This is a genomic window from Nioella aestuarii (assembly GCF_050896395.1).
Taxonomy (GTDB): domain Bacteria; phylum Pseudomonadota; class Alphaproteobacteria; order Rhodobacterales; family Rhodobacteraceae; genus Nioella; species Nioella aestuarii.
This window is the reverse complement of the sequence record NZ_JBPBBA010000014.1, coordinates 68,151-83,350: the sequence shown is the minus strand read 5'-3', so window position 1 is coordinate 83,350 and position 15,200 is coordinate 68,151. Positions and strand designations below refer to the sequence as shown.

The following is a 15,200-nucleotide window of genomic DNA, read 5'->3' as shown; positions in this document are numbered from 1 at the left end:
ACAAATGCGAAGCTTCCACAGTGCGGATGATCTCCAGCTTTTCTGATGCGGCGTATCTCATGCCTCGTACTCCCCATTCCCTGACTATACGAGCGTACTGGCGGGGTGAGATGTGCAAGCGCTCATGAAATCGCCCTGGCCAGAGATACTCGGACCCAACCATCAGCGGGTTTTCCATCCACTTTGCGACCGATGCGCGGGTGCCTTCAGAAATCTCAAAGCGGACTGGTTTCTGTGTTTTGCTTTGCAGCACAGATGCCCGCTCTTTGATCTGACCAGATGCCATCACGTCCACGACTTGCATCCGAACCAGGTCGCAGCCGCGAAGTTTACTATCGATGGCCATGTTAAAAAGAGCGAGATCACGATGATTTTCTGCCAGTTCCAGGCGTACTCGAATTGCCCAAACATGCTTTGGCTTGAGCGGGCGTTTCTGGCCGACAATGCGCCCCTTATTCCATGCAGGGCGAAGTGCACGAATGGCAGGTAAGTTTGGTGTTTCCATGACTGATCCTCCGATCCGCCACGCCCTCCCACAACGACAACCCGACGTTGACGAGTGATCATATCACAAGATGCTGCGGCGCATCCGATGGCGGCAGAGAGCCAGTTCCGGACATGTCCAGCATTTATGCTTTGGGTCAGTCCAACTTCGGGACTCTGAAACGGTTTTCTAAGCTCCACCTGCGACCCAATATCAATGACATCAAATGCGCAATTCGCAAATGGCGCGGGTCCGCACCAAGGAAAATCGATTGCTTGCCGGGCGTGTTTGGAAACCGCAGCATTCAGAATGCTTTCGCGGCATAGGTCCCTATCCGGGCATCGCATCCGACTTGGGCAGCGTCGGGTCCATGACATCCCAAGGCTGCGCGCTTTTAACAAAGATGTCACGACTGGGGGTATACCAACTCGAATCGTCCAGACTCCCTGCATAAATCACGATCGCACCCTCACCAGCGCCATTGATCAGGAACAAAGGCGACCCGCATGTCGCACAGAAGCCCCGGCGCATGGCGTGTCCACGATCGGCAGGGCGTTCGAACCAGGTTGGTTCACCCATCTCGATCTTGAAGTCGGATTGTTTGACCAGAACCGCGGGGAAATAGGCACCCCCCGTTGCCTGCTGACAATGGCGGCAATGGCAGTTGCCCATGTACCGTGCAGGGCCGGAAGAGCTATAGCGGATCGCGCCGCAGGCGCAGCCTCCTGAAAAACTATCTGTCATGGTACCTCCTTATGCGTTTGCCCCCGGGTGGTCTTATTACAGCGCGGCTGCCACTGTGACTGTCACCAGCGACCCTATCGACGAATAGAGAATGGCCCGCGCTATGGCGTCAACCCGCACGCCATAGTTCAGCGCCAGCATGAAGGCCATGACACCGCAGGGCGCGGCTGCGACCATCATTGCCGGATTACGCACTTCGGGCGAGAGGTGCAGAACACCGGCAAAGATGGCCCAGGCCAACAATGGATGAACCACCAGCTTCACGCCAGTGATCGCCACCGGCAACATAGGCCGGGACCCGCTGGCCTTCTGGCTCAGAATGATGCCAAGCGCGAACAAAAGCACCGGCGAGGCCGCGCCGCCCAGAAAATCCATGAAGACATCAATGCCTACAGGCACCGACACACCCATCACTCCGATCGCCAGCCCAAGTGTCATGGCGACCAACGGGGGGTTTCGCACGACCTTACCGATTGTGTGTCCAAGCGAGGCGTCCTTGGTCGCCAGGACATCCATCAGGATCAAAGATCCGCTGAAAATCAACATGCCATCCATGGAAATGATGGCGACAATCGGCGTAACGGCGTCTTCACCAAACAGGGTGATCGCGATCGGCAGTACGAACAGGATGTGGTTGGTCAGTGCGATGGCCAACCCCAGAAGGGCAGCCTCCATGACGTCGGTTTTGAAGACCAGCCGGGCGATCAGAAATCCGGCGGTATACATCAGCACTTCGGTCACGAAATACCCGGCCAGCATGGCCTGGTCGAACTCTGCCAACGGGGCATGGGCCAGCAATTGAAACCCTAGGGCTGGCATCGCAACGAACATCACGAATTTGTTCAGCGCCATTGCCATGTTGAAATCAAAGGTGCCGCGCAGGCCGAGGACGTAGCCCACCGCGCCGATCCCAAACACCGGCAGCACGCCGTTCAGCAATTGGTCGAGCATCGCGATACTTTCTGTTGTTTTGGGTGAATGCTGGCGCGCACGGGTTCATATGAACCCTCAGCTGTCACCATGTTTCGGCGTAGGGACGGATGTCCAACTCATGGGTCCAGCCATCGCGCTGTTGGTGGTGAAGCGCCCAATAGGTTTCGGCAATACTGTCGGGATTCATCAGGGTATCGGGCGGCAGGCCGTCGGGGTCCTTGCCCGCCTGCCGCATCCGGTCGCGCACGAATTCGGTATCCACACCCGCATCAATGACAAGATGCGCCACATGGATGTTTTTCGGCCCCAACTCGCGGGCCATCGACTGTGCCAGCCCCCGCAGCGCAAATTTGCCCGAGGCAAAGGCGGCATAGCCCGCACTGCCACGAACCGAGGCGGTTGCCCCGGTGAAGAAGATCGAGCCTTTCTGCCGTTCCACCATGTATTTCGCGGCTTCGCGCCCGGACAGAAACGCGCCGTAAGCGCACATTTCCCAGACCTTGCGAAAGACGCGTTCGGTTGTTTCCAGAATGGGAAACCGAACATTGCCGCCGACATTGAAGATGCAGATGTCTATCGGGCCGATCTCACCTTCGACATGCGCAAACATCTCGATTGCAGTCTCCTCCTTGCGGGCGTCCCAGGTGAACCCCTGCGCACTACCGCCTGCCGCTTCGATCTCGGCGATCAAGGGCGCCAGCTTTTCCCCGCGGCGGCGGCCCATCACGACGTGAAACCCACCGCTGGCAAACCGCCGGGCAATGGCTGCGCCGATATAGTCTCCGGCGCCGATGATTAGACAGATGGGTTTCGAGGACATATCGTTATCCTATGCCGCGTCAGCCGCCTGAAAGGCGGGTCTGGCCTCAAGCCGGTCGGCATAGGCCGCGAGGTTTGGCAGGTTTGCAAAATCAGCCCCAAGGCGTCGTGCCATAATGACCGCGTGCCCGGTGATCGTATCCGCTATCGTGAAATCCCCGGCTAGGAATTCGCGCCCTTCCATATGCTGCTCAACGGCCGCAAGTGTGCGGTTCAGAAGCTTGAGCGCGCGCATTGCAATCTCATCATTGCGACGATCGGGCGGCAGCAGGATGGTTTCGACCACGTAATTGTTGATCGGCGGCATGATCATGCCCTCGCCGTAGTGCAGCCATTGCAGGTATTCGGCAAAGTTATGGGCTTCGGGGCCGGGTGCCAGCTCAGGCGCATACCTGGCTGCCAGATACTGTGCAATTGCGGTGCTCTCGCTGATCGTGACATCACCATCGACCAGCGTGGGCACGCGGCCATTGGGGTTTATCGCCGTGTAGTCTGGGGCGCGCATTTCTTTCTGGCCTAGCGTAAATTTCTCCAGCTCATAGGACTGCCCGATTTCTTCGAGCAGCCAGACTGTACGCACGGCGCGCGACTGAGGTGCAAAATAGACTTTCATGCAGGACCCCTTGGACATTTGTTTGACAAGCAGCAGACTTCAACTTTAAAAACTAGTCAATTCAAAAAATGAAGTGACTGCTCATGAGCCGCTCTGACCTTCCGTCACAAACCTGCACCATCGCGCGCGCTGTCGCGCAGGTGGGCGATGAATGGTCGCTTCTGATTGTGCGGGAAATGTTCCTGGACACCCGCCGCTTTGACGATTTCCTGCGTCTCACCGGCATGTCGTCCCACCTTCTGTCACAGCGCTTGAAAAAACTGGAAGCGCAGGGAGTGATCCGGCGCGCGCCTTATTCAGAGCGCCCGCCACGCCATGAATACCGCCTAACTGGGAAAGGGCGCGACCTGTGGACGGTTATCATCGCGCTGAAACAATGGGGCGATCGCTGGTTGAACGCAGAGGATACGCCAGTGCAGATCGTGCACAAGACCTGCGGCCGGGTCACCAAGCCACAAATGACCTGCCCGGATTGCGGCGAACCGATTGACGCCCACGACGCCGAGGCCAGGCTCTCCCCACCCTTTGAACTTGAACGACAAATCGCAAGGCGTGCGCCATGAAATCTGCCAGAGGTGAAATCCATGGACTATGAAACACTTCGCTTTGAGCTTGCCGACGGCATCGCGACAATCACCCTGGATCGCAAGGACAACCCTGCCAACGCGTTGAACGCGCGCATGGCCGAAGAGTTGTTTGACATTGGCGTGCGCTGCGGCGCGCCGGACGTGCGCGCCGTGATCGTCACCGCCACAGGCAAGATGTTCTGCGGCGGTGGGGACCTTGCCGAAATGGACGCCGCACCCGACAAACCCGCACATCTGACCCGAATGGCAACGCTGTTGCATGCAGGGTTGATCCGGCTCGCCCGGATCGACGCACCTGTCATCATGGCTGTGAACGGCACCGCGGGCGGTGGTGGGTTCTCCATGGTGCTATCCGGTGACTATGTCATCGCGTCGGAAAGGGCCAAGTTTGTCTCGGCCTACACGTCCTCCGGGCTGACACCGGACGGATCGTCGACCTACTACCTTGCGAAACACGTCGGGTTGCTGCGAGCAAAAGAGCTGATGCTGACAAATCGCGTCCTGACAGCTGACGAGGCTCAGGCCTGGGGCCTGGTCAACAAGGTGGTACCGCCAGAGACCGTGACGGACGAGGCCCGCGCGATGGCACAGCAAATCGCATCCGGGCCGACCAAGGCCTATGGTGGCGTGAAAAGGCTGTTGGACACGGCATTTTCAGATGGCCTGGAAACCCAGCTGGATCGCGAGACACGGTCCATCGCCGACATGATGCGCACCGATGACGGGCCAGCCGGGATCGCCGCGTTTCTGGCCAAGCAAACACCCCGTTTCGAGGGGACATGAATCGGTCTTTCCACATCTTAGAGACAGCGTATCGAGCGACGTTCCAACCGACGATAGGGGACAGCAATGAAGACAGATGAAGTGCAGACACCAGGCCTTAGGGCGGCCATTTTGGCTGGGTGCATGGTGGCCTTTCTCGGCTTTGGATTTGCCGCCACCTTTGGCGTTTTTCTAACCCCCATGTCTCAGGACCTTGGCTGGGGTCGCGAAGTATTCTCGCTTTCCGTCGCGGTTCAACTTCTCACCTGGGGATTTGCCCAACCCATTGCCGGTGCGGTTGCAGACAGGTTTGGAACGGCGCGGGTTCTCGCCTTTGGCGCAATATGCGCAGGTATCGGATTTGCCCTGCGTGGGATGACGACCGATCCGACGGCATTTGTCCTGACCGGCATTTTCGTTGGGGCAGGCACCGGGGCGGCCTCGTTTCCAATCGTGATCGGCGCCCTGGGCAAGATTGTCAGTGCGGAACGTAGAAGTTTCATCCTGGGTCTGGGGACTGCAGCGGCCTCGCTTGGCATGTTTGTCGCGGCACCCACGGCGACAACGATGATCGGCACGATCGGATGGCAAACCGCGCTGATCGTGATCGGCGGCAGTTTTGCACTCATCCTGCCATTCCTGATCTTCATCGCGCGCGTGGCAAAGCCGACCGCCTCGGGGTCAAGCGCGAGCGATTTCGGCCACGCCTTGTCGGTTGAATACTGTAGCGAAAGACCCACTGCCCGCCGCCATCCTCTCGTTTGACCAGCCGCAGACCGTGTCCATCCTCGTGCTTTCCAGGTGGAGCAGTCTTCACGAACACAGCACTGAGTTTGGGCATTTTAATCCCCCATTTCATCCCCCAAGGTCTATGTGATGAGGTAAGATGTAGCAAGACATCATGAGAGAAGTTGAGACATAAACCGCTGAAAATAAGTGCGATTTGATTGGAATTGAGATCGAATGATACGTTTGTTCGTGGCATCTCGACCGCACCATTTCACATCTTGATGTGACTTTTTCCGAAAGCTCAATTTTTGCTGCCTACGCCAAGGTGATAGCCCGCTTTGGCGGTCTTATGCCAATGAGGTAAGGTCCGCTCTCGCATCACCGCTGGCGTTGGCGACATTGCCTGGCTTTCAATCTTCCAGCCCGTGCAGCTCTTCCAGCAGATCAAGCAGTTCTTCCATCCGTTCGGCCCCGTACCGAGCCTCCAGCCTGCGGAAGATCGCTTCGCTTTCCGGCAGGTGGGTGTGGATCAGGGCGCGCCCCTTGTCGGTGACACTGACGATGGACTTGCGCCGGTCCGCCTGGTCGGATTCGCGGCTCAGCAGGGCTTCGCCTTCCATGGTTTTCAGAATCCGCGTCAGGCTCGACAATAGCAGACAGGCACGCGCAGCCAGAGCGGTCTGTTCCATTGGGCCTTCTTCATCCAGAACCCGCAGCACCCGCCACTTCTGTTCGTTGATCCCGCTTTGCGCCAGCATATCGCGGACGGGCCCCATAACGGTTTCCCGCGCACGCAGGAGAGCAATGGGCAAGGACCGGCTGGTCCGGCGAATACTGGGGCGGTTTGGAGTGTCAGAACCTGTCATAGCCCCTGTTACTCTGGAATATGCCCAAGTCTCAAGCGGCATGACGTCAAAGTGCAACGCCCCTGTGTTCGGCGACATGCGCCGCGATGGCCGCTTTGTATAGCGCCCTGATCCGGGTTGTTACCGGACGCTCTCCGGTTCCGATGGGTTTCCCGTCGATCGAGGCCACCGGGGTTTGCGCCCCGAACGTGCCGGTCAGAAACGCCTCGTCCGCGCCATAGGCCTCATACAGAGAATAGTTTTTCTCGCGCACGGGGATGCCATTGGCGCGACACAGGTCGATCACTTTCGCACGCGTTACCCCGTTCATGCAGTAATCCCCGGTCGAGGTCCAAACCTCGCCCTTCCGAACGATGAAAAAGTTGCACGCATTGGTGGTATTCACAAAGCCGTGCGGGTCCAGCATCAGGGCCTCATCCGCGCCCGCTGCTTCTGCCTGCAAGCAGGCGATCACGCAGTTCAACTTGGAATGGCTATTGAACTTGGCGTCCTGGCTATGCGGCAGTCCGCGCACCTGTGGCACCGTCGCCAGCCTGATCCCCATCGATTGCAGCCGCTCCACCGGTTTGGAATGTTCCATGATGATCACCAGCGTCGGCCCCGTCCGGCTAAGCGACGGGTGTTGGAAGGGCTTCACCTTCACACCCCGTGTCAGCATCAGGCGGCAGTGCACATCGGTTGTCATGGCGTTTGCCTCTGCCGTTTGGCGGAGCGCCTCGGCAATCCCGGCCCGGTCCATCCCTACATCGAGGCTGACGGCTTTGCAGCTGTCGAAGAACCGGTCCATGTGTTCGTCAAAGAAGGCCCAGACACCATCGTAAAGCCGCATTCCTTCCCACATGCCGTCCCCAAGCATGAAGCCGGAATCATAGACCGAGACCTTGGCCTCGTCCCGGTGGACGATCTCGCCATTGACATAAATCTTGATGTCCCGGTTGCGGATGTCCTCATCCGCGTCATGGGTGGTGGCGTGGCTCTCGGTCATATCGGATGTGCCTCTTGTCTTCTGCTGCAGGCGCCATAGGGGCTTGGCTTGGGCGGATTGGCAAGCCTGATTCAGCCCCGAAACTTTGCCAACCAATCCAGAGAATCCTCTGTCGCACCCCGCGGGCGGTATTCAGCCCCGAGAGGCGCGTCATATCCAAGCATCCTGATCCGGGAAAAGAGCGCCCGATAGTTCAGCTCTCCCTCGTCCGGGGGGCCGCGATCGGGGACAGATGCAAACTGGATATGCCCGATAATAGGCAATAGCTTTTGCATCCTGGCGGCAACATCCCCTTCCTGCCGCCCGACATGGTAGCAATCGAACATAAGCCGCAGGGCTGGAAGCTTGAGCGCGCCGATCAGGGCCGCCGCCTGATCCGTAGTGGTCAGAAAATACCCTGGCACGTCAAAGCTGTTCAGCGGTTCGATCAGCACAGTGATGCCGGCCGCGTCCGCGTGGTCACATGCGTAGCGAAGGTTGCTGCGAAAACTGGCCTCTGCTGCGGCACCCTCGGCCTTTCCCGCCATCACATGCACATTACGTGCCCCGACAGCCGCGGCATAGGCGATGGCCTGATCTATCGCTTCCCGCGCTTCCGGCTCTCGCCCTGGCACGGCGGCAAGACCGAACTCTCCGGCGGCCAGGTCGCCGGGCGCGGTGTTGAGGCCCAACATTGGCAGTCCGGTTTCGTGAAGCGCGTCCGCGACCGCCCGGGGCAAGCTGTCGTAGGGCCAGTGGCATTCAACAGCCTCAAACCCGGCCTTCGCTGCGGCCCTGATCGCGTCTGGTAGATCGCGATCTGCCCACAACATTCCGAGATTCGCTGAAAAGGACGACATCAGAGCGCGCGGAACCCCGCATCCAGCGCGTTGAGGATGCTGCTGACATCTTCTTCTGTCAGGATCAGCGGCGGGGACATGATGATATTAGGCCCAGAGACCCTGACCATGGTCCCGTGATCATAGGCGACGTCCTGCACCTTGGCGGGCATTGCCTTGTCAGGCGCTTTCGTGGCGCGGTCAGAGACGACCTCAATCGCCGTCATCAGCCCGTGGCCGCCTCGCACATCTCCGATCATGTCGTATTTCGCTTTCAGGGCCTGAACACCTTCGAACAGTTGGGTTCCGCGTGCAGCGGCATTTGCCGGGACGTTGAGGCGGATGGTTTCGTTCAGACAGGCAATCGCCGCCGCCGCCCCGACGGGATGGCCGGAATAGGTGTAGCCGTGGCCGATGGCCGCCGCGCCCGTTTCATCGTTTTCGAACACATCGACCACCTTGTCCGACAGCATCACCGCACCGAAGGGGAAATAGCCGTTGGTGATGGCCTTGGCGGTCGTCATCATGTCGGGCTGCACGCCCCAGTGACGGCTGCCGGACCAATCACCGGTTCGGCCAAACGCGGTGATAACTTCATCGGCGATGAGCAGGATGCCGTGACGGTCGCAGATTTCGCGGATCATTGGCATGAAGCTGTCATGCGGGACGATCACGCCGCCTGCGCCCAGAATGGGTTCCATGATGAAGGCGGCAATGGTGTTTGCACCCTGAAATGCGATCTCATCCTCAAACGCTGCGGCGCAAAGCTGCGCCAGCTTGGCCGGGTCCGTTTCGTTGAACGGGTTGCGATAGGGGTAGGGGGCTGGGATGTGGAAACAGCCCGGCAGGAGCGGTTCGTACTGGGTGCGGAAATTGGCGTTGCCATTGACCGAGGCCCCGCCGAAATGAGTGCCGTGATAGCCCTTCTTCAGGCTGACATACTTGGTGCGGCCATTCTCGCCCCGCACCTTGTGGTATTGCCGCGCAAGGCGGAGGGCGGTTTCGACACTGTCCGATCCGCCCGAGGTGAAGAAGGCGCGCGTCAGCCCGTCTGGGGCGAAGAAATCGGCAAGCATGACCGAGAGCTCGATCGCCGCGTCGTTCGAGGTGCCGCGGAAGGTGGAATAGTAGGGCAGCACATCTAGCTGCCGCGCGATGGCGTCTTTCACGGGCTGGCAGGAAAAACCGAGATTGACGTTCCAAAGCCCACCCACAGCGTCGATCGTCTCGTGCCCGTCGATATCACGGATGCGCACGCCTTCGGCCCCGGTGATGATGCGGGGTGGGTGGGCCATGCTGTCGGCGGGATGGGCCATCGGGTGCCACATGCGGCGGGCGTTCATTTCCTTGAGGAAGTTGGAGTCTTTCATGTCTTGGTCTCCGATATGTCGGCATTGGCGTCCCAGGCAGAGAGAAGCGCCGGGGGGATGGAGCCCCCCCAGTTTGTGCTGATCGTCTCTGCCGCTTTGCGCAGTTCAGTCAGGATTGTTCTTTGTAGGTCCGCAGTCACACGAGAGGAGACGGCAGCCACCGCGACGGCACCGGTGACGCCGCCGCTGTCGAACAGGGGCGCGGCAAACCCGGTGACACCGTCTTCGAAGGTCTGGTTCGAGATGGCGAAGCCAGTTTTTCGGGCGCGGTCGACGGCGGCCTCAAGCTCTTCGGGGCTGCGGGCGGTGGTTTCTGTATAGGCGGGCAGGACGGCCCTGGCGCGGGCCATCAGATCTGTCCCGCCAGAGGCGAGCACGGCGATGCCAGACGCGGTCGCATGCAGCGGCAAGCGAGATTCATGAATGACCACGCGGGCGGAATGTTGCTGGCTTTCGTGATGGGCCAGGGTGGTCAGGCCATCGGAATCGAGCAAGGAGGCATGTGCGGTTTCCCCTGTCGCTTCGGCCAGGCGCGGAAGTGCCAAGCGCAGCCCGGCGCGGCGGGGCAGGGTGATTTCGCGCAAATGGGCAAGGCGCAGGACGGCGGGGCCAATGCGATAGGCGCGGGTGGTCGGATTCTGTTCCAGAAGCCCCACTGATTCGAGGGCGGTCAGATGTCGGAAGGTGGTCGCCTTGTCGCGCCCGGCGAGTCGGTGAAAGTCGCTCAGACCGATTTCGGGCCGTTCGAGCGAGAAAAAATCCAGCAATTTCATCGCTTTTGCGATCGTGGACATGGGGCCTCCTGCTTGGGTGAGCAATGTCACCTTGCGAAAAAGATTGACGAGGAATGGTTCACAATGCAAGCTGTTTTTGAACCATCGGTTTGAATAACGAACCAACGCAGGGAGTGCGACATGACCAAAATGCTGAAAACCGTCTGTGCGGCGGCGCTGGCAACGGTGGCCCTTGGCGGGCTGGCCGCTGCCGATTACCCGGAACGCCCAGTGGAATTTGTTGTGCCGTGGCCGCCGGGCGATCTGGAGGATGTGCTGACGCGCATGATCGCTGAGGATTTCCAGGCGGCCTATGACGTGCCGGCGGCGGTTGTGAACCGGCCGGGCGGTGGCGGTGGCCCGTTCCCTGGTGCGATCTCGGTGGCGACGGCGCCGGCGGATGGCTACACCATCGGGTCATTCATCATCGCGATCCCGACCGTGGGTCCGAACCTCGGCATCCCCGAGCTTAGCCCCGACCCGTTCGAGCCCATTGGCATCTTCCTGACCTATCCCTTCGTCATCGCCGCAAGCGCCGATGCGCCCTATTCCAGCATGGAAGAACTGGCGGCTCATGCGCAGGACAATGACGTGACGCTTGGCCATTTCGGGGCGCCGCTGGTGCCGACGCGGGTGACGATGGCGCTGGCGGAAAGCCAGGGGTTCAGCTTCGCCTCTGACGCGGCGTTTGATGCGCTCGATTGCAACACGCTGGCCTCGGGCGATGCGGATGTGATCAACACCACGCTGCAACTGATCCTGCCCTGCCTCGACAGCGTCAATGTGCTGGCCTCTATCGGGGCGGAGCGGATCAGCCTGACGCCTGATGCGCCCACGGTGGCAGAGCTTGACCCGTCGCTGAACGTGGCACTGTGGAACGGGCTATTCGTGCATCGTGACACCCCGCAAGAGGTGCGTGACCGGATCGCGGAAGTGGCGCAGGCCACGGTGATGAGCGAGCGGGCGCAAACCCTGGCGGCCGAAACCGGCGCACTCGTCTATTGGCAGGACGCCGCAGAAGCCACGGCGCAGATCCAGGCCGATATCGAGACACTCGGCACAATCTCTGGCATGCTCGACTGACACGAATGACGGGTCGGCCCTGACGGGCCGATCTGCAATTTTGTTGCAACAAAATTGGGGCAATCGGATGGGGCGGTTCGAAACTCTTCAACAGATGTTCAAGCGCTACCGGAGGCCAGGCGATCTTGTCTTCGCCACGGTCTTTCTTCTTTTGTCTCTCTGGCTGGCCAGCCAGTTGCAGTCCCAGACCATCTGGGCCAATGGCCAGCAGTTGTTTGCGCAGCCAAGGTTCTGGCCTGCCGTGGGCGTGTTCGGAATGGCCGGGTTCGGAGCGCTGCATTTCCTCAGTTCAGTTGCCTCTGACCGTATTCCCGGACGCTGGCCCGAGGTGCTGAGCTGGGTGCGCGCGCTGGAATTTGTGGGGTGGTTCCTGGCCTATGTCTGGCTGGTGCCGCTGGCGGGATACCTGCTGGCGACGCTTCTGTTCATGAGCGCGCTGACGCTCCGCATGGGCTATCGCGACGGGCGCATGATCGGGGCGGCGGCGGCAACCGGGCTGGGGATCGTGCTGTTGTTCAAGACCTTCCTGCAGGTGCGGTTGCCGGGCGGGCAGCTCTACCACCACCTTCCTGACGGCCTGTCCACCTTCATGCTGACCTATTTCTGAGGCGCCCGGCCATGGACCTTTTCCTTTCCAGTCTCGACACGCTCGCCCGACTCGATGTGCTTCTGGCCCTCATGGTGGGGTCCATCGGGGGTGTCATCATCGGTGCGATCCCTGGCGTGGGGGCGGCGGTGGCGATTGCCATCCTTTTGCCTGCGACCTTCAGCTTCGACCCGATCGTCGGGCTGACGGTGCTTTTGGGCATCTACGGCTCGTCCATGTATGGCGGGGCGATCCCGGCCATTCTAATCAACACGCCCGGCACGGCGGTCAACGCGCTGACCACCTATGATGGATATCCGATGACGCAGAAGGGGCAGGCGCGGCGGGCGCTGTCGCTGGCCTATTCCGCCTCCTTCTTCGGGGGGGTGCTGTCGATTATCTGCCTGATCCTGCTGTCGCCGGTCCTGGCCTGGATCGCGCCCATGTTCGGCAGCCGAGAGATCTTCCTGGCCGCGCTTCTGGGCATCATCCTTGTCGTGCTGGCGCATCGCGGGCAGGTCTTTGCCGCGGGTATGCTGGCAAGTTTCGGCATCTTCCTCAATTCCGTGGGGCTGGAGCCGGTGCGCTATTCCCGCCGCTACGCGTTCGATCAAAGCTGGCTTGCGTCGGGCTTTGATCTGATCGTGGTGGTGCTTGGCCTTTTCGCCATTTCGCAGGCCTTCATGCTGCTGGTCGACAAGGACGATGCGCCGAAAGCGCAACGAGTGGAGGGGAGCCTGTTTTCCGGCCTGAAAGAGCTTTTCCGCTTCAAGCGGGTGGCGACGGTCTCGTCCGGTTTCGGCGTGCTGATGGGGATGATCCCCGGCGTGGGCGAGTTCACTGCGCAGTTCCTGAGCTACACCTACGCGCGGCGCACATCGAAGACGCCTGACGAGTTCGGAAAGGGTAGCCCCGAGGGGCTGATCGCGTCCGAGGCGTCCAACAACGCGGTTCCTGGCGCCGCGATGATCCCGCTTCTGGCGCTTGGCATTCCGGGCGAGGCGCTGACCGCCATGATGCTCTCGGTCTTCTACGTGCACAATGTGGTGCCGGGGCCGCAGCTCTTCCAGAACGACATGGATTTCGTCGTGGCGCTCTACATGGTGATGCTGCTGCTGAATGTGATCGTCCTGATCTTTCTGATGTTTTCCACCAACCTGCTGACCAAGATCATCCAGGTGCCGACGCGGTTCCTTGGCGTGGTGATCCTGACGCTCAGTTTCGTGGGGGTCTACAGCTTGCGCAACTCCTTCACCGATTGCGCCATTGCCAGCGCCTTCGGGGTGCTGGGGCTTATCCTGAAGCGGCTTAATCTGCCGGTGGTGCCGATCATCCTTGGTATGGTTCTGGGCGGCATCATGGAGGTCAAGCTGCGCAGCGCCATGGCGCGGGTGCGCACGCCTTGGGACATGATCGACAGGCCGATCGCCTTCATCCTGTTCTGCGCAATCCTTTTGGTGATTGGGTTGCATATCCGGACGTTGATCAAGGAACACCGGGCGCGGGTCGAGGAACCCGATCACGACATTCACGATTCTCAAACACGGTAGGGGTACATGCTGGATCAAGGCAGAATTGACGCGCTTCGGGCGGAACCGGTGGCGGCGCAGGGGCATCTGATCGGCGGGCAGGTTGTAACCGCCTCGGATGGGGGCGTAATGGACACGACATCCCCCATTGATGGCGCGGTGCTGACCACACTGGCGCGCGGAACGGCGCAGGATGTGACCCGCGCGGTGAGCGTGGCGCGTGAGGCGTTCGAAGACGGGCGCTGGTCCCGCCAGCCCCCTGCCGCGCGCAAGAAAGTCATGCTGAAATGGGCAGAGCTGATCGAAGCTGAGACGCTGGCGCTGGCCGTCATGGGCGTGCGCGAAAACGGGACCGAGATCAATATGGCCTTCAAGGCCGAGGCCGGATCAGCCGCCGCCACGATCCGCTATTACGCCGAGGCCATCGACAAGCAATATGGAGAGATCGCGCCGACGGCTGAGAATGTGCTGGGGCTGGTGCATCGTGAGCCCGTGGGCGTGGTGGGGGCCATCGTGCCATGGAACTTCCCGCTGATGATCGGGGCCTGGAAATTGGCGCCTGCCCTGGCGGCGGGCAATTGCGTGGTGCTGAAACCTGCGGAAACCGCCTCGCTGACCTTGCTGCGCATCGCGGCGCTGGCGCTGGAGGCAGGGCTGCCCGCGGGTGTGTTGAACGTGGTTACGGGCGAAGGCCCGGTTGTGGGTGAGGCGCTTGGCCTGTCCATGGGCGTTGATGTTCTGGCCTTCACCGGTTCCGGCGCGACAGGGAGACGCTTGCTGGACTACGCGGCGCGGTCGAACCTGAAGCGCTGCTACCTGGAGCTTGGCGGCAAATCCCCCAACGTGGTTTTTGCCGACGCGCCGGATCTCGCCACGGCGGCCAAGGTCTCGGCGGCGGGGATCTTCCGCAATTCTGGTCAGGTTTGCGTCGCTGCCTCTCGGCTTTTGGTGGAGGAGAGCATCCACGATGAATTCGTCGCCGCGCTGGTTGAAGCGGCAGAAGGCTTCCGCGTCGGTGATCCCCTTTTGCAGGACACCCAGATCGGCGCGGTGCATTCCGAACGGCAGTTGGCACAGAACCTTCGATTCGTGGATCAGGCGGAAGAGGAAGGCGCGCAAAGGCTGACCGGTGGGGGGCGTATCCTGACAGAAACCGGTGGCACCTATATGGCCCCCACGGTGATGGCCGGAGTCGCGCCGAGCACTCGGTTGGCCCAGAACGAGGTTTTCGGCCCGGTTCTGGCGGTCACGCCGTTCAAGGACGAGGTAGAGGCCGTGCTCCTTGCCAATGGCACCGACTATGGCCTGTCCTCGGGCGTCTGGACGCGCGACCTGTCCCGCGCGCATCGAATGATCCGGGCCATTCGCGCGGGCGTGGTGCATGTGAACACCTATGGCGGGTCGGACCTGACCGTACCTTTGGGCGGTGTGGGGCAATCTGGCAATGGCAGCGACAAGTCGCTTCACGCGCTGGCGAAATACGAGAACCTGAAAACCGCGTGGATTCAGCTTTGAGCGA

General features: G+C 60.6%; 16 protein-coding genes and 1 pseudogene. 7 read left to right on the top strand and 10 right to left on the bottom strand.

Translation table 11 applies throughout. The features are described 5' to 3' along the window. Positions 1 to 73: 73 nt before the first annotated feature. The 5 genes and pseudogenes from ACROHD_RS10335 to ACROHD_RS10315 form a co-directional block, all read right to left on the bottom strand. Positions 74 to 505: pseudogene (locus ACROHD_RS10335) on the bottom strand (site-specific integrase); the annotation flags it as partial. 309 nt (positions 506 to 814) lie between these two features. Next, positions 815 to 1,228, bottom strand: a complete 414-nt coding sequence (locus ACROHD_RS10330; RefSeq protein WP_432677675.1) for a GFA family protein — start codon at positions 1,226 to 1,228, stop codon at positions 815 to 817. Between the two features lie 36 nt (positions 1,229 to 1,264). Further along, positions 1,265 to 2,179 (bottom strand): AEC family transporter, encoded by a 915-nt coding sequence (locus tag ACROHD_RS10325; RefSeq protein WP_432677674.1) that lies wholly within the window; start codon positions 2,177 to 2,179, stop codon positions 1,265 to 1,267. Positions 2,180 to 2,243: 64 nt separating this feature from the next. After that, complete coding sequence (locus ACROHD_RS10320) at positions 2,244 to 2,981, bottom strand: SDR family oxidoreductase (RefSeq protein WP_432677673.1); 738 nt, start codon at positions 2,979 to 2,981, stop codon at positions 2,244 to 2,246. Between the two features lie 9 nt (positions 2,982 to 2,990). Then, entirely contained in the window at positions 2,991 to 3,593 is a 603-nt protein-coding gene (locus ACROHD_RS10315) for a glutathione S-transferase family protein (protein ID WP_432677671.1), read from the bottom strand. Positions 3,594 to 3,676: 83 nt separating this feature from the next. Here ACROHD_RS10315 and ACROHD_RS10310 point away from each other — a divergent pair, with 83 nt between their 5' ends. From ACROHD_RS10310 to ACROHD_RS10300, 3 genes are all read left to right on the top strand, one after another. Beyond that, positions 3,677 to 4,156, top strand: a complete 480-nt coding sequence (locus ACROHD_RS10310; RefSeq protein ID WP_432677669.1) for a winged helix-turn-helix transcriptional regulator — start codon at positions 3,677 to 3,679, stop codon at positions 4,154 to 4,156. Between the two features lie 21 nt (positions 4,157 to 4,177). Further along, the gene (locus ACROHD_RS10305; protein ID WP_432677668.1) at positions 4,178 to 4,963 is read left to right on the top strand and encodes an enoyl-CoA hydratase/isomerase family protein; all 786 of its coding nucleotides are present in this window, start codon (positions 4,178 to 4,180) and stop codon (positions 4,961 to 4,963) included. 66 nt (positions 4,964 to 5,029) lie between these two features. Next, positions 5,030 to 5,707: an MFS transporter gene (locus tag ACROHD_RS10300; RefSeq protein ID WP_432677666.1), complete on the top strand. Its 678-nt coding sequence runs from the start codon at positions 5,030 to 5,032 to the stop codon at positions 5,705 to 5,707. Between the two features lie 374 nt (positions 5,708 to 6,081). Here ACROHD_RS10300 and hpaR read toward each other — a convergent pair whose 3' ends face one another. The 5 genes from hpaR to ACROHD_RS10275 form a co-directional block, all read right to left on the bottom strand. Continuing rightward, complete coding sequence (hpaR, locus tag ACROHD_RS10295) at positions 6,082 to 6,537, bottom strand: homoprotocatechuate degradation operon regulator HpaR (protein WP_432677665.1); 456 nt, start codon at positions 6,535 to 6,537, stop codon at positions 6,082 to 6,084. 46 nt (positions 6,538 to 6,583) lie between these two features. Continuing rightward, a complete protein-coding gene (locus tag ACROHD_RS10290) occupies positions 6,584 to 7,522 on the bottom strand; it encodes an aminotransferase class IV (protein WP_432677663.1) in 939 nt (312 codons plus the stop codon). A gap of 71 nt (positions 7,523 to 7,593) precedes the next feature. Further along, on the bottom strand, positions 7,594 to 8,334 hold the full coding sequence (locus tag ACROHD_RS10285) for a hydroxypyruvate isomerase family protein (protein ID WP_432677661.1): 741 nt from the start codon (positions 8,332 to 8,334) through the stop codon (positions 7,594 to 7,596). Positions 8,335 to 8,360: 26 nt separating this feature from the next. Next, positions 8,361 to 9,710 carry an aspartate aminotransferase family protein gene (locus ACROHD_RS10280; protein ID WP_432677659.1) on the bottom strand — a complete coding sequence of 450 codons (1,350 nt, stop codon included), beginning with the start codon at positions 9,708 to 9,710 and terminating at the stop codon, positions 8,361 to 8,363. Beyond that, a complete protein-coding gene (locus ACROHD_RS10275; protein WP_432677657.1) occupies positions 9,707 to 10,504 on the bottom strand; it encodes an IclR family transcriptional regulator in 798 nt (265 codons plus the stop codon). Before ACROHD_RS10275 ends, ACROHD_RS10280 begins: the two co-directional genes overlap by 4 nt. A gap of 120 nt (positions 10,505 to 10,624) precedes the next feature. On the opposite strand from ACROHD_RS10275, the gene ACROHD_RS10270 reads away from it, so the two are divergent. The 4 genes from ACROHD_RS10270 (at position 10,625) to ACROHD_RS10255 (ending at position 15,196) form a co-directional block, all read left to right on the top strand. Then, positions 10,625 to 11,566 (top strand): tripartite tricarboxylate transporter substrate-binding protein, encoded by a 942-nt coding sequence (locus tag ACROHD_RS10270; RefSeq protein ID WP_432677656.1) that lies wholly within the window; start codon positions 10,625 to 10,627, stop codon positions 11,564 to 11,566. Positions 11,567 to 11,660: 94 nt separating this feature from the next. Then, positions 11,661 to 12,173: a tripartite tricarboxylate transporter TctB family protein gene (locus ACROHD_RS10265; RefSeq protein WP_432677655.1), complete on the top strand. Its 513-nt coding sequence runs from the start codon at positions 11,661 to 11,663 to the stop codon at positions 12,171 to 12,173. An 11-nt stretch (positions 12,174 to 12,184) separates the two neighbouring features. Next, positions 12,185 to 13,702, top strand: coding sequence for a tripartite tricarboxylate transporter permease (locus ACROHD_RS10260; protein WP_432677653.1), 1,518 nt, complete (start codon positions 12,185 to 12,187; stop codon positions 13,700 to 13,702). 6 nt (positions 13,703 to 13,708) lie between these two features. Beyond that, positions 13,709 to 15,196: an aldehyde dehydrogenase gene (locus ACROHD_RS10255; protein WP_432677652.1), complete on the top strand. Its 1,488-nt coding sequence runs from the start codon at positions 13,709 to 13,711 to the stop codon at positions 15,194 to 15,196. Positions 15,197 to 15,200: the final 4 nt, after the last annotated feature.